Source organism: Bacillus sp. AY3-1, from assembly GCF_008368785.1.
Lineage (GTDB): Bacteria > Bacillota > Bacilli > Bacillales > Bacillaceae_G > Bacillus_A > Bacillus_A wiedmannii.
The window spans coordinates 258,955-273,381 of sequence record NZ_QORZ01000016.1 but is presented as its reverse complement, the minus strand read 5'-3'; the positions used below and the strand labels follow the sequence as shown (position 1 = coordinate 273,381).

Below are 14,427 nucleotides of genomic sequence, written 5' to 3'. Positions count from 1 at the left end.
CACCTATGATATTATAGTTATAATTTACGATTTACTTTAGAAAATAAAACAAGGAGGCTACACAATGCAAAACGCAGTAAAACTGGATGAAATCGATCATAAAATTATGAACTTGTTATATGAAAATGCGAGAATTTCCGTTTCAGAAATAGGACGGATCATATCCATGACGCAGCCTGCTGTAAAAGAGCGTATTAATAAACTTGAGGATCAAGGTGTTATAGCGGCTTACCGAACGAAATTTGAGCCTTCTAAAATTAATAAGAACATTCAAGCATTCATCATGTTTAAAACGAGCCAATGCTCTGATTTTATCCAATTTTGTAATGCCGCTCCTGAAGTAATAGATTTATATCGAATTAGCGGGGAGTTTAATTATATGATGAAGGTCATGAGCGATTCGATGGATTCTCTCGCTACATTTTTAGACTCTTTAATGCAATTCGGATTATCATCTCCTTTAATTGTTTTAAAAAGTGAGTTTGAGGAGAAATTGTCGTTCTGATAAAGGAATAAGAGAATTGACATCTCAATGTGAAAATGAACACTTTATTTAAATTGACAGGCACCAGCTTTCCCAAAAAAGAAAAAGGAGTGGATCATCCACTCCTTTTAATCACCTACCCCTGATTTCTCTGCGCCTCTCTAAACTCCTCCTTCACCTTCTCTAACAGCCCTTCTTCCGTAATTAATCGATACGCCGTATTCGCTAGTGCTTTTGCGGATGTAATTAACGCTTTATCTCCAAGTTCTGAACGTGCTGCTTCTCTAAATTCATTCGTATGCGCAATTAAGTCATCTGGACCGATTTTAATGTACGGATGAATTGTTGGTACGACTTGACTTACGTTTCCTGCGTCTGTTGAGCCGATGCCAAATCTTTCTTTCCGATTTACGTCTTCACCTTGTAATTCTAGTTCTTCGGCTACGACGTCATTATATGTTTTTGTTACGAGTAGTTCATCGATTTCGTTTTGGAATTGATGGATTTTCACTTTTGCGCCTGTTGCTAACGCTGCTCCTTGTGCGATATTTTTTACTTTTTCTGTTACTTCTGCACATCTTTTTCGCGTTGCTGCACGGATGAAGAACCTTGCTGATGCGTAGTCAGGAATAATATTAGGTGCTTTTCCGCCCTCGGTAATAACGCCATGAATTTTCACATCTGATGGAAGTTGTTGGCGAAGTGCGTTAATACCGTTATAAAGTTGAATTATCGCATCTAATGCGTTAATCCCTTCTTCAGGTGAAGCTGCGGCGTGAGCTGTTTTTCCGTAAAAATGAAAATCAAGTGGATCGACTGCTAGTGAAGGGCTCGTTGGCGCTGTTTTTCCGCTCGGATGAATCATAAGTGCCGCATCAATATCTTTAAATAACCCCGCTTTTACATAACTCGCTTTCGCACTACCATTTGGTCCTCCTTCTTCAGCTGGAGTACCAAACACGACAACTTCTCCGCCAATTTCTTCAAGCGTTTCTGATAATGCGATCGCGGCCGCAACGCTAATTGTGCCAATTAAATTGTGACCACACGCATGACCAAGTCCTGGTAAAGCGTCATACTCAGCTAAAAATGCGATAACTGGCCCTTGTTTTCCTGAACTTTTTCGCGCGATAAAACCTGTTTCATGTCCAGCTATATTGTGCTGCAGCTGAAACCCTGCACTACCTAGTAATAAACTTAACGTTCTTGATGCGTAATACTCTTGGTTACCAATCTCCGGATTCGCATGAATATCGTGACTTGTTTCTATGTACTTTTCCTTATTTCTTTCTATACTCTCTTCAATTGTTTTTCTTTGTGACGTTACTCCAGTCGCTCCCATTTCTCTTCCCCCTTATATTTTCACATAAAAAAGCCTCTTTCTAAAAGATAGAAAGAGGCTTCTGCATTTACAGTCAAAATGAGCTTCTTTCTTATCTTTCAAGTTACCTTGCTGGAATTGGCACAGTATTCATAAAAGAATCCGCTGCCGAGGTGTCATAGGGCCAGTCCCTCAACCTCTCGTGATAAGAATTTTCATAAGATTATATTAAATTATATTCATTCTATGTTCATTCCAATTAAAAGTCAAGGAATTCCTATCCGAATTTACCGAGTATCTAAAAATCCTTTTAACACACCAATTGTTTCCGGTGCTTGTAATCTTGCACATACGTACGGAAATTCCATACTACCTTCAAACATCATTTGAGATGTGAGCGGTGCTCCTGCCCAAAAGATTTCATCATCGATTACGATAAACGGGAATGCTTTATTTTGTCTTTGTAACTTTACATTTTTTAACGGAACTGGTCCATCACTATACACTGTTATTTGCGCATTTGTACGCATTAACGCTTGCCAGACTCGCTTATCCACTTGCTTTGTACTTGGAAGTGAAATAATAATTTTTCGTTTTGCGGCTAAAATATCTTTCAATAACCCTTTCGGCTCTTCAAGATTCATTTCCATAAACCAGCGTAAACGTTTCGAAATTTTCCGCTCCCACAATTGTCTTGATGTCGTACGATCATACACATCTCCGTGACGTTCTATATGAGCTGTTAATTGTGATAACGCTTGTTTTCTCGAAAGGTTTTTACGCATATAATGACAATCTGATAATTGAATGAACTTCCCTCTCGCCCTTGTCACTGCAACGTTGACGAGGCGATGATTTTTATGGTCAAAGAATAACACGCCAGGTCGTTCTTGCGGATAACTATCAACCGTATCAAATATCATCATATCTCTTTCAGAACCTTGAAACTTATGAACCGTCGCCGCTAAAACTGGTATGTTTTGATATTTCGTTCTCTGCAACATTTCTCTAATACACGTTGATAAAAAGCGGGATTGTGCCCTGTAAGGTGTAACAACACCGATCGATTGAACACCATCTAACAGTCCGATTAACATCATTTGCATCGCTACTAAACCAGACATAATGTTAAATCGAGAACCAGAAGCAGCGTCCTTTAACGAAAAGGCTCCCATTAAGCTCGTATCAAATAAAACACTTGCCTCATTTGCGAACGGTTGCAATCGCGCAAGTTCTTTACGCTCTGAAACAGACGGATGGTCATATACTCTATTTTTATAAATAAATGAATTTGTAAACTTAGATATATCCGCATGCATACGTCTTTGTTCCTGCAACATAAATAGGTTCGGATGTGCTTCTGATTTATTGACAGAATCAACAATCCCAGCATGGTAAAACATATCTTCCCCAAGCCATTTTCGAACGAGTTCATGGTTCGCCATCGCAATTGGAGGTAACTGTAAAAAGTCCCCACAAACGACGATACGTTTTCCAAGTGAAGCTGCTAATGCAATTTGCGGAACATATGCCATACTCACTTCATCTACGACAACTAAATCAAATGTACGCTCATAAATAAGTGAATCAATGGCACATTTCGATAAAGTCGCACCGATTACTTTCGCATTTTCAATATATTCTTTTTCTACTTCTTTAATTTTCGCTTTTTGCTTTCGAAGATCACTTTCAATCTCTTGTATACGCTTCTTATCAGCAGAAGTCGCTTTATATGATAAAATCTTTTCACGAAGATCTTGTCGTGTTTCCTCTAAATAGAGTCTTTCTTCTCCCCATGATCCGTTCGTGGTTTCAACTAGCTTCGACGTAAGTAATGTTTCATGATTTCTTATATGTTCATGTTGACTATAACCGTAACGAACAATTTCGCCAGGTGTCCATTTCTTTTTCTTCTCAATTTGCTTCGTTACTTCACTCATTAATACGTCTACTGCCGCATTACTATGAGCTAATACAAGTACCGATTTTCCTTTTTGATAATGCGCCGAAATAATACGTGATAAATTGTAAGACTTCCCTGTTCCAGGGGGTCCCCACACGTACGTTGTCGGATTGTAAAATGAACGATATGCCAATTCATTTTTCGGATTTTTCATCTTCTCAATATGTTTCGGACTGCTCGTCCCATCAACAAGACGCTTTATACGATTACGTTTTAACTTATCTTTATGTGCCTCTTTCAATCGCTCTTGTAGTTGCTCTAACAATTGCCACGGTTCACTGTATAAAACAGCTTCTCGTATTTCACCTTGTATATAATCATTTAATTTCAGTTCTATTTCTAATCCATGTACAGATAATACTTCTCCTGTCGCTTCCTCACCATCAAACTCAATTCGAATTGGTGAACCTTCCGGTAAGCTTACTTCCGATATGAGCTGAAATACGTATACTGTACTTTCATAATCTGTATATAAAAAACGACCGTTCATGATAGAAATTTTACTACCACCTATCGTTTTCCAATGTTTAATTTCATACGCTAATGCATAATGCCACTCTTTCATCGTTGCCGATAATGAAGGAGTTTGAGTAGGTGTATTCATCGTATAATCTCCTTCCTTCTCCCCAAACATACTTTCTCACTATACCATATAACACGCTAAAATTTGTAAGGTTTTTATCTTGCTTATTTTCTTAATTTTCAATAACATATTGTGTATAATTTTCAGAAAGAAGGAATCTACATGCCAGTTAGAAGAATCGAACACGTCGGTCTTATGGTCGCAAACTTAGAAACATCTATTTCATTTTATGAAGAAGTAGTCGGCTTACAGCTCATTAAACGTATGGGTCACCCGAATCCCGACTTAAAACTCGCTTTTTTAGGTGTGGAAGAATCGAAGGAAACGATACTTGAATTAATTGAAGGCTACAACCCTTCTCTTCCGGCAGAAGGAAAAGTACATCACATTTGCTTTAAAGTGGATTCATTAGAAGATGAAATCAAAAGACTACAGAAACACAGAGTAACCTTTTTACTAGGAGAAGAAATTGAAACATTACCAGATGGAACACGTTACATATTCTTCGCTGGTCCTGATGGAGAATGGATTGAGTTTTTTGAAACGGAGAGATAAAGTAAGACTTTAAGATAGAAAAAGAGCCGGAATTCCGGCCCTTGTTTTTATAAGTGCACATCCAGTAACAATGAAACATACCTCCAACCTGAAAATTCACCAAGATTAGAAAACAATCATTTTGTTAGGAGGAGAGAATGATAAATACAATCTATAGTCTTGTTTTTTGGATACTTATACTCTTTCCAATCCTTTACGTAATCAAGATAAAGCATTGGAATTTAAAAGTAGTTGCCGTATTTATTGGAAGAATTCTATTAAGTATTATCTTTTTCATAAATGGAATGATGTGAGGGCTGCAACGGGATTGGATAGAGCCTCCCTATGAAACAGAATGGGATTTCTTTATAAAGTCTTTATTAAACGGGAAAACTGATGCACTTATACACTTGTTACTTCTCATTATTATCCTTACCTTGGATTTAGTCATTACATTTTATTATATTAATAAAAAGAAATAGAATATTCTCTCCTATTTCTTTTCTTAATGTGATGCTACCCCATGCCCATCAAGCTAACCAAGTAACTTACTAAATATGAAACAATCCTTGGTTCAAAACCAACAATTGATAGAAAAATAGGCATACTAAAGAAGCCTATTAAAATGTGATTTTTTCGCTAGGCAGCTTGTCTATCCTTCACCGTCATTTTATACACAATCCCTAGAATATCAAAGACGGTCATTTTCTTATACCGATGACATTTACGACCGTTCTTTTTGAGCAATAGATAAAGACGATGCAAAATTTTTAAAAGCTCTTCTGTGCCAATAGCTATCGCTTGAAACAGTAACGGAAAGTAACCTTTAATCATATAAATCGCTTTATATTCACTCAGCTCTTGCTTTGTTTTTTCAAGCAGAAACTGTCGCATTTGAAACATCGTGGAGGAACAGAGGAGAATGCTAATTAATTGTCCATATAAATGGCACTCTAGGCGTTCTCTTTTTATATTTTGGCATTCATTAATTTCAAAGAATGACTCCCACGTTTTAAACAAAATTTCAATCTGCCAACGAAGTGAATATAATGAATGCACGTAGTTCGTCGGTACTTCTTCTAGCGACGTATTCGTGATATATACATTCATGCCTATTAAACGTTTACTTTTATCCTTCATGACAATGCCTTTCTTCTTTTCACGTATCGCTTGGTTTTTCAGACGTATTTGTGTTTGATCATCGGTTAAACGATGGATAATGACACGTGCTGGAAGTTTCTGATTTTGGCCAATGTATGCCTCAGGGATTTCCATCGTTTCACCAGGGATTAGACCAGACAACATTTGTGTCATATCAAGCTGGATGTATTCTGTTTGCTTTTTTAACGTACCATTATTGAAGTATTCTGGTTCAGGGTTCTTGATATAAATGCGTGTATTCAACTTCAACCGCGAGATATAGTAAGTCTCTTTATCATGAATGGCTTGTAAGTCTCCTAAATCGAAGTAACCAAGATCACGTAAACACAAATCGCCTGCTTCTACGGTTTTAAGACAGATGGTACCATATGTTTTATCATTATTTTTTCCTGGTCCAAGCTGCACGTTAAGGAATTGACCATTAAGTAAATCATATTCCGATTGGATTTTCACGCCTGCCTTATTACTACTCCCACCTGAACCTTGATAGTTAGTGGCGAATTGATCGGGCAGTTGAAACACTGTTGCATCTAGAATACGGATACGATTGAAAGTAGAGATTATATGTGCAGAAAGTAAGTGATTTGAACAGAGTTTTTGTGTGAGAAGAGAAGTAAAAACTTCTCGAAGAAATGCGACAGCTGCTGGATTAAAGCGTTGATTCAGTCCTTCTGGACTTATGAGTGTAGCTGTATTTGCATAAAGCTGACTACATAATTAAGTGAGAGAATCACTTGCTACATGTTGACTAATCCAGATACATAAAGCAGCCAAATCAAGCGCGCCATACTTACTTTTACGTTTTCCAAAACCTGTCTCTTGTGCAAGTTGTTGAAGAATATGTGGAGATAGATATCGCTGTATTTCTTTAGCGAACAACTGAAATTCATCCTGAATTGATAGAGTCATAAAAGAACGCCATCCTTTCTCTGTATTTCTACAAAAAGAATAGCGTTTTTTTTCTTTACGGATACACTTTTTTAGCTTGATACCGATGTTTTATGTCTCTCAATCAATTGAAGAACCTCAGCCGTTTGTTTAAATAATTAATATCCCAAAATATCTACTTCAGCTGCTGAAGCAAATCCATTCTGTCCATTTGTTACTTCTACTTTAACATATTTTGCAGTAACAGGATTAAATGTTGCATTTTTCTTATTACTATTATTTTCCCATGTTCCTGATGATATTTTGTCATACTTAACACCATCTACACTCGTATAAATATTGTAAGTTAAAATACGGCCATTTTCTGACCCATCTTGCCTTGGAAGATATGCCAATTGTGAAATGGTACGTGTATCACCAAGTTCTAGTGTCAAATTGTAAGGATATTGATTTGGTGTCCAACTACTATGCCAAAATGTATCTGTCTTTCCATCTATCGCCTTACTAGCTGAACCCGTTGATTCCTCACTATTTGCACTTGCTTTCATTATTTTTTTAGACAATACAGCAAGTGGTTTAACAGGTTTAGCATCCGTCGCTTCCCAGATAGGGGCAATTAATGTTGGATGATTCAAAGCTTCGATTTTTTGTCGTGTTTCTGTTGATGCTTTCAGCCCCCATTGATCAAAGAAAGGAAGTAAATTTTGTTTTGCTACCTTTGAAGTATTGTAAATAAATGCTTGTATTTTATCTTCGTCCGTTTTTGGAAGTTGATCCTCTGGTAACTCTCGATATAGTTTGTGGAGATTTGGATAAAAATCATCACCATATGCTAAATGAAGCTGCCAAAGCATAACAAGTTTTACAAACAGGTCGTCAATGTTTTTATATTCTTTATTCGTTTGTTTTAAGTAAGCAAAAGCTCTATTATAATCTCCCTCTGTATCTAAACGTGTTGGTTGATTTGGGTATATTTTCTTGAATGCAGCTAAAGAATATAGATTAACAGTGACTTCACCCATACCTCTTAAATCATTCCAAGTCCATGGATGTTGTTGTCGTGCATGTCCCGCTTCATGCATTTGTCCCCATCCAAACTCATTTACATTTAACGTACTTTTGATTGCTTCACCAGCAGTCGTAAAGACAGCTCCATCCCAACTTGCATACATCCCCCAACTTTGTGCGTTAGGGTTTTCTACAAAGGCCCAAATGCGACGAGTTGAGCGATGTAAAGGATTAGGCTCTGTTTCAGATAGCCCCGATATCCTATCTTGCGCTCGAATCATTTCATCATACTTATTTAATAGTGGCACAGGATCTTGATTTACAATATATTTATTGGCACTATCACGAGTTACAGTTAGTACTGCTCGTTCTGATTTTAATTGTACCGCATGTGCATTTGGATAGTTGTTCATCATGGCAATCCAGTCTGCTTTTGTGTGTTTCCCTAATACAAAGAAAGGAATCGGACTACCGCCTTGCGTTACTTGCACCTTAACTGTTCCTGTGCTTTGAAAATTATCTAACCCCAATACGCCGCCGTTTGGTGAAGAGATGGTATTAGAGCCAGGTGAAAGATCAATTTCTTTTCCCCATTCTTTATCATATTGATGTGTCCCAATAATGGCTCTAATCTTTTGCGTTCCTGATACTGTAATTGTAACCTGTTCATTAGGTTTCACATATATGCCTGTTGGCATATAATTTTTTTGCTCACCTCTTTTTTCTCTTTTTGCTTCATCCCAAAAACTTCCTGTACCAGGAAGGTCAAACTCTCTTTGTTCAAATTGAGTTGCAGTTTGTGCAGTTTCAGCATGTACATCTAAATTGTTTGACATAATAGGTGCAAATAACGTGGTTGCTAAAATAACGGATGTCGCAAGCACTTTTATTGGCTTTTGTAACCTGCCGTTCTTTTTTCTATTTATATAAATCAATCCTTTCTCATTCCCGTTTTTTTTTAATAAATATTTTAGATGAATTAAGATATCACCTGTATAAAATATACATTTTTTAGAAAAAAATGTATATTGAGAAAAATATTTTAAGAACTTTTTAATATATGGATAATTTGATTTTGACTATGAACTGTAAAGAAAAAACGTTTTCTATTTTAATAATCTAGTTTGTTTAAAAGTAATAATGATTTTTACTCTTAGAGGGAGTTAGTATTCTTAGGTGATAGATATGGGGTACCGTCACATAATCATCAAATTGAGATATCAGTTGTTTCAAAACGAGCCGAACTTACATAAATAACTATCAATAGATAAAAATTTCATTCTGGGGGTACTGCAAAATATTAACTTGATGGGCATGTGGTGCTACCCCAAATATAAGTATTGAGTCAATGTATTCATCTTAAAGCGTAAAAAAAGACACAATGGAAAGTGTCTTTTTTACGTTGACATGCTATAAAAGAAGATGTAGTGATTAATCATAGTTTGTTGGATTCTTCTTGGTTGATAGTAGTATAACATTATCATTAGCGATTTTAAATACAATTATTCATATATAAAAATTTCATTACATTAAGTTTGTAGCTATGTTTTTTCTTCTTATATATGGTGCATAACTTAAAATTGTATAATGTCCTTCCATAAATCCTCCCTCATTGAAGTAGAAGGAACATCTATACTAGGAAACAAAAAACAAAAAAGGAACATTTTAATAATAGAACTAGATTTTATAGTAAAATAGATACCATGGTATGAATGTACGTTTTACATATGAGCCCAATGAACCATATGTTTATAGAATTGAGAAAGAGCTTAAAACAACTAAGTTACATATGTTAAGACAGTAATACTTCAAGCTGTATAGTTGGAAACGTCAGGAACTTAAATGATTTAAGATTCAAACTATATAAAAGATAAAGTATATGACTAAGGAAAAGAAGGTTTTGTAGTGTACTGCACATTCAAGAATTAATTCTTACGTAGGGAGTGCTTATATGAAAAGATTGAAACATGTAATATTGCTAGTATTATGCTTCTTATGTCTAAGTGGTTGTAATCAAGAAAATGGAGCTGAGGTAAAAGAATATATTAAAAAAAAACACGGTATTGATGTTGTTGTAACAGATTGGAGCCCGATAAATGAAAATAATGGTGGTAATACATACCATACTGTGCAAGAAAAAAATAACAAATATCTAAAATTCCGAGTAAAGGTACAAGGTCTCCTCTATTCATATCCAGTAGGTGATGAATACCAATATGGAAAAAAAACATATGAGGAATATAAGAAATTCAAACCAACACTAGAAGAAATGAAAAAATTAGGCTACGTGGAATCTGAAACGGAAAATGCTCTTCAATATATTTTAGATAGTAAAGATCCAGATGAAGGAAAACCAACTAATGAATTATTATTAACTTTGCAAATGAGTAACGAGATTGACTTTAGCCAATTGGATTCAGTAGAATTAGATCGTTTATATGCTCTATTTCAACTCATTCAGAAGAATAATAAAAAGATAACAGAACTAGAGATTAAGGATCAAAATGGTGAATCTTTAGGCGGACCTTTTAAAAATGTACAAAATATAATAACAAAAGAAGAACTGTTACAAACAATGAAATCTAAGATGTCAGATGCCATAAACAAATATTAGGAAAATCGGATTAGAACGCACACCAAAGTAGAAGAAAGATTACATGAAATGCAAAACGATCGATTTGCATTTCAAAGTATTACTTATTCAAGTTCAGATGATGAGGATAGTCGAAAATATTTAGTGACTTTAGTTATAAATACCACCAATAATATATTTGAAAACACTCCCCTTTTAATTGAGGATTTAATCAAAGTAACTACAATCCTTAAAGAAGAACTATATAATAAAAACTTTAACATCTATTTAACCAATAAGACAGGAACAATAAATAAAAATTGGTTATCGTCAAAAGAAATCAAAGAAGCAAATAACATCGAAGATCTTGTAAAAGAAAGAGATCTTGCGAATTAAATTTAAAGTCCTTTTCATGTTTGTTATTTGATGCGAATGCACAATATTTCGAAGTCTCAACCCAGGCTAAAAATCCCATGTATTTTTGAAAGAAAACCGCTTATATTTTCATTTTGAAGTATTTACTTTTCATAGCTTGATGGTGATGGGGTAGCGCCCTCAAGCTATGATTTTTAATTCCCCCAGAACGAAAACTTTATGCATCATTGACTACTGATAATGATGCTTTATGTAGATCACACAGTTAGATAGGGATATGCAGCCTAGAACAAAGGAAATCTGAAAAACAATAACAAAAACAGTCCTTTTATCAGGTCTTTTCTTGCATTTTCTCTGCTATACTCCTTTAAAAACAACTTAAGTCATACAACCTTCGTTATTCCTAGTTACTAAATAATAGTTTTGTTCATAATTTTGCAACATGTATAGACAGGTATATATGTTACAATCAACTTAGCAAATTACAAATAAATTTGCATTTCCTGTGCCCCTTACCTCCCAGTAAGGGGCGTACCCTTTTATAAATAATTATTTCAATACAACTTTTCCACAGTACTTTCACGTCTATTTCACAAATATAAGAATTCTCATATGTTCGACTTGGTACAACCTTTTCCAAGGAACTATATGCCGATACACGAATCCCTATTTATATAGAGATTTTTTATAAAGGAAGAATTCAAAAAAAGAAGGAGATTCCCCCTTCTTTTTTGAATTACGTGTCCCTTATTATTTACTATAACCATGATTCAGTTTCGTTAACTTTTCATTAATGTGAAAAATTCTTACTCTAATATCTTTAATACCAGATGCTTGAAGTCTATTCTTGTGCATTTCGGCGTATTTTTCAGCATCTTGTTTTTCTTCAAATACATAGATGCCTCCTGCTCCTTTCGTTTCTTGATTCTCCGTCCATATTTTCCAATGGAATCCTTCTTCTTCATTAATACTTTTTGCTAAATCCAAAAATGCTTTTTCCATTTCTTCACCAAAAGGACCTTCAAACGGAAAATCAACTTGCAATAAATATGCCATTTTCACTCACTCCTATGTTCAATATTTTCAATTCGAATGCATACAGTTTAACGGCCTTAGGTTATGTTTTTAAAAAAACAGCCATTCCTTAGTGAAACGGCTGTTTTCGTAATTCATTAAAAGCTCCCAGATTGCGGTATATATTTTTAAATATTATTTTGTTTTTTTGACTTGATTATAATAAAAGATGAACTTCGCGATTCGTTTATTAAATCTGGCATTTTCTCTATCCCTGCCAAAGTTGCTTGTGGTTCGATTATTTTATCCAGAGAAAGCCCGTGTTCAATTAAAGTATATATTAATGTGGCAACAGTTCTATGGTCAACTACCTCCACTGAGGTGACACGTTTCAGTGGGGGCTTGAGTTAGAACGCTAGGTCTTTTCATCTATCGCTAGACAGTTGACGCTCTAGCATTCATGCCACCTTATGGTAACACCCCAAGTATGTTTTTGGTTGGTACTGGCAACGAACTATTGTTTTCCCACTTGCACCACCCTTTCGAAAAAGAGCAATTCTTCCTTATGGAAGAAGCCACCACTCAGATGAATCCGGCGTGTGCTACAAGCCCCGACAAGTCGAGTACACATGGATGGTTGACGCACCCACTAAGCTATGCGCGAAGCAACAGCCTTACGTTTTTGCACTTCTAATAGAATCGGCGTTTTCACTGTGAGATTGTCATCCAATTCTACAACTCTTGATTTTTGCAATGTATTCAGCGCACCATTAATATCAGCATGGATACATGTTCCTGCTTTACTTTGGTACAGACCACGAGTCATTCGTTTACCACTAAAGTGATAATACGTCTTATCATCCTTATTCCAAACTGGAACCGGATCTTTATCAAGAAAACTAGCTTTTGAAGTATAGCTTTCTTCTTGTTTTAAAAATCGTATACCTTCTTTTATACATTTATTCTCAATCGCTGCAATCAGTTTATGAAACGGGATTTGAACAAATTGTTGATTATTCTTTTTTCCCATATCTGATTTTTGTTTCCAGCCAGCGTTATACCCTACGACAACCGTATCTATGCCAAATGCTTTCACTTTTTTGAACAGCAGGCCTACCGTTTGTGAAATGTAACCATTTATTTGTCTTTCCCGTTTATGCCAAAGTGCAGCCATTCTATTCGTTACAACGTATTTTGAAATTCCATTTTCAATATTTTTCTGCTGGAGATTACGTATCATTTTGTTGAAGTATTGGTTTATGGATTTTAATTTTTTTCCATCAATTAAGAAAGTATCGCCTGTATTTGTCACGCAACTTACTAATCTGTCTACACCTAAATCACAACTCAAAGCGTTACTCGTAGTCGTGGATGGTTTCTTCATTTGAGAAACGTGCATTTCATATGTGTAATGCACCTCAAAGAACCGACCTTTTTGCTTCGGTACAATCTCAATGTAGGAGATTTTTTTATGTCTTAAGTTTTTCGGCATACTTATTTTAATGGAACCGAATTTTTTTCTGAATGCCACATTCATCGGAATCATCCAATACCCGTTCTCATCTACTTTTGGAACTTGATAGATTTCAATGATTCGTTTGTCAGTTGAACGAGAATAATTCGGAAACTTAGGACGCCCTGTGAACTTCTCAGGATTTTCCTTCCACTTTTCCATTGTTTTAAAAAAGCTCTTTATTTCTGCATATAAGGCTCTACGAATCGCTTGAACAGAGTTTGATTGAATGCCCCAGTAGTTCATATCGGCTTGCATGGCGGTGTCCACTTCTTTTACAGTAGCCATTTTATTATGATTCAAATAACTTTGTTTAATCGTGTACAACCCAACATTTCGCAATGCTTTTGAGCTATGTGACATGCGCTGCAGTAAACGAAATTCTTTAGCTGTGAGACCAGCTCGTCCGATATTCTGTTTCTGGGTGAATCGTTGTATTGTTTCTCTTTTCTTTTGTTTACGTAATACTTTCACTACTTTCTTTCTAGCCATTGTTTTCACCACCTTTCTTAGAGAGTTCATTAAAATTAATTTTGACAATTCAACATTTGGAACGAAATGTAAAAATAGTCTTCATCGTAATTCCGTTTGGTGCAAGTAACCGAATGATTATTATTATCCAATTTCGTTGTCTTACGATATATTCCCTCCTTATCTAAGAGCAGATTGTATCGTAAGACAAAAAGAAACAAATATTGGCCCCGGGAACATTGTTATGAACGAAACAAATGAGTTCAGCCTACCTTCTGACGGCAATTCATCTCCACCTGAATTGTTGGGTTTCACCCGTAACACAAATCAGATGGAGTCTTCTTGCCGAAAACGATAAATAACCACACTATCGTCAACAAACCAGTTGTGTACTCTGATTCCTTCTTCTTGATAATTATCTAATGCCCAGTGTGATTTATTACCATCCTCAGTTTTTATCCAATGGTTGCTTCCTTTGCGAGCTGTTGCTATTGGATGTTCGGTTGAAAAGATAGCACAATTTTAATTATGATTTTGATT

At 35.5% G+C, this 14,427-nt stretch carries 7 protein-coding genes, 5 pseudogenes and 1 riboswitch; of the genes and pseudogenes, 4 read left to right on the top strand and 8 right to left on the bottom strand.

Features of this window, described 5'->3' with window-relative positions; all coding sequences use genetic code 11:
• Positions 1-64: 64 nt before the first annotated feature.
• The gene (locus DN389_RS12635; protein WP_071742269.1) at positions 65-505 is read left to right on the top strand and encodes an Lrp/AsnC family transcriptional regulator; all 441 of its coding nucleotides are present in this window, start codon (positions 65-67) and stop codon (positions 503-505) included.
• Positions 506-620: 115 nt separating this feature from the next.
• On the opposite strand, the gene DN389_RS12630 is transcribed toward DN389_RS12635, so the two are convergent.
• Both DN389_RS12630 and DN389_RS12625 read right to left on the bottom strand, forming a co-directional pair.
• Positions 621-1,826 carry a M20 family metallopeptidase gene (locus tag DN389_RS12630; RefSeq protein ID WP_097889763.1) on the bottom strand — a complete coding sequence of 402 codons (1,206 nt, stop codon included), beginning with the start codon at positions 1,824-1,826 and terminating at the stop codon, positions 621-623.
• An 88-nt stretch (positions 1,827-1,914) separates the two neighbouring features.
• A riboswitch (SAM riboswitch) is annotated at positions 1,915-2,017 on the bottom strand.
• A gap of 75 nt (positions 2,018-2,092) precedes the next feature.
• Positions 2,093-4,402: an AAA domain-containing protein gene (locus tag DN389_RS12625; protein WP_060486490.1), complete on the bottom strand. Its 2,310-nt coding sequence runs from the start codon at positions 4,400-4,402 to the stop codon at positions 2,093-2,095.
• A gap of 111 nt (positions 4,403-4,513) precedes the next feature.
• Between DN389_RS12625 and DN389_RS12620 the strand changes: the two genes are divergently transcribed.
• Both DN389_RS12620 and DN389_RS28435 read left to right on the top strand, forming a co-directional pair.
• Entirely contained in the window at positions 4,514-4,906 is a 393-nt protein-coding gene (locus DN389_RS12620; RefSeq protein ID WP_097889762.1) for a VOC family protein, read from the top strand.
• 137 nt (positions 4,907-5,043) lie between these two features.
• Positions 5,044-5,367: pseudogene (locus tag DN389_RS28435) on the top strand (hypothetical protein).
• A gap of 157 nt (positions 5,368-5,524) precedes the next feature.
• Here the strand turns inward: DN389_RS28435 and DN389_RS12615 are convergent.
• Positions 5,525-6,955: pseudogene (locus tag DN389_RS12615) on the bottom strand (IS4 family transposase).
• Positions 6,956-7,092: 137 nt separating this feature from the next.
• Positions 7,093-8,868: a M60 family metallopeptidase gene (locus DN389_RS12610; RefSeq protein WP_098190724.1), complete on the bottom strand. Its 1,776-nt coding sequence runs from the start codon at positions 8,866-8,868 to the stop codon at positions 7,093-7,095.
• A 1,025-nt stretch (positions 8,869-9,893) separates the two neighbouring features.
• On the opposite strand from DN389_RS12610, the pseudogene DN389_RS12605 reads away from it, so the two are divergent.
• Positions 9,894-10,910 (top strand): annotated as a pseudogene (locus DN389_RS12605) (hypothetical protein).
• A 729-nt stretch (positions 10,911-11,639) separates the two neighbouring features.
• Here DN389_RS12605 and DN389_RS12595 read toward each other — a convergent pair.
• The 4 genes and pseudogenes from DN389_RS12595 to DN389_RS12570 form a co-directional block, all read right to left on the bottom strand.
• The gene (locus tag DN389_RS12595; protein WP_097889862.1) at positions 11,640-11,945 is read right to left on the bottom strand and encodes a monooxygenase; all 306 of its coding nucleotides are present in this window, start codon (positions 11,943-11,945) and stop codon (positions 11,640-11,642) included.
• Between the two features lie 146 nt (positions 11,946-12,091).
• Positions 12,092-12,274: pseudogene (locus DN389_RS12590) on the bottom strand (SAM-dependent methyltransferase); the annotation flags it as partial.
• A gap of 278 nt (positions 12,275-12,552) precedes the next feature.
• Positions 12,553-13,908 (bottom strand): RNA-guided endonuclease TnpB family protein, encoded by a 1,356-nt coding sequence (locus tag DN389_RS12580; RefSeq protein ID WP_149237202.1) that lies wholly within the window; start codon positions 13,906-13,908, stop codon positions 12,553-12,555.
• A 333-nt stretch (positions 13,909-14,241) separates the two neighbouring features.
• Positions 14,242-14,400, bottom strand: a pseudogene (locus tag DN389_RS12570) (SAM-dependent methyltransferase); the annotation flags it as partial.
• Between the last annotated feature and the right edge of the window lie 27 nt (positions 14,401-14,427).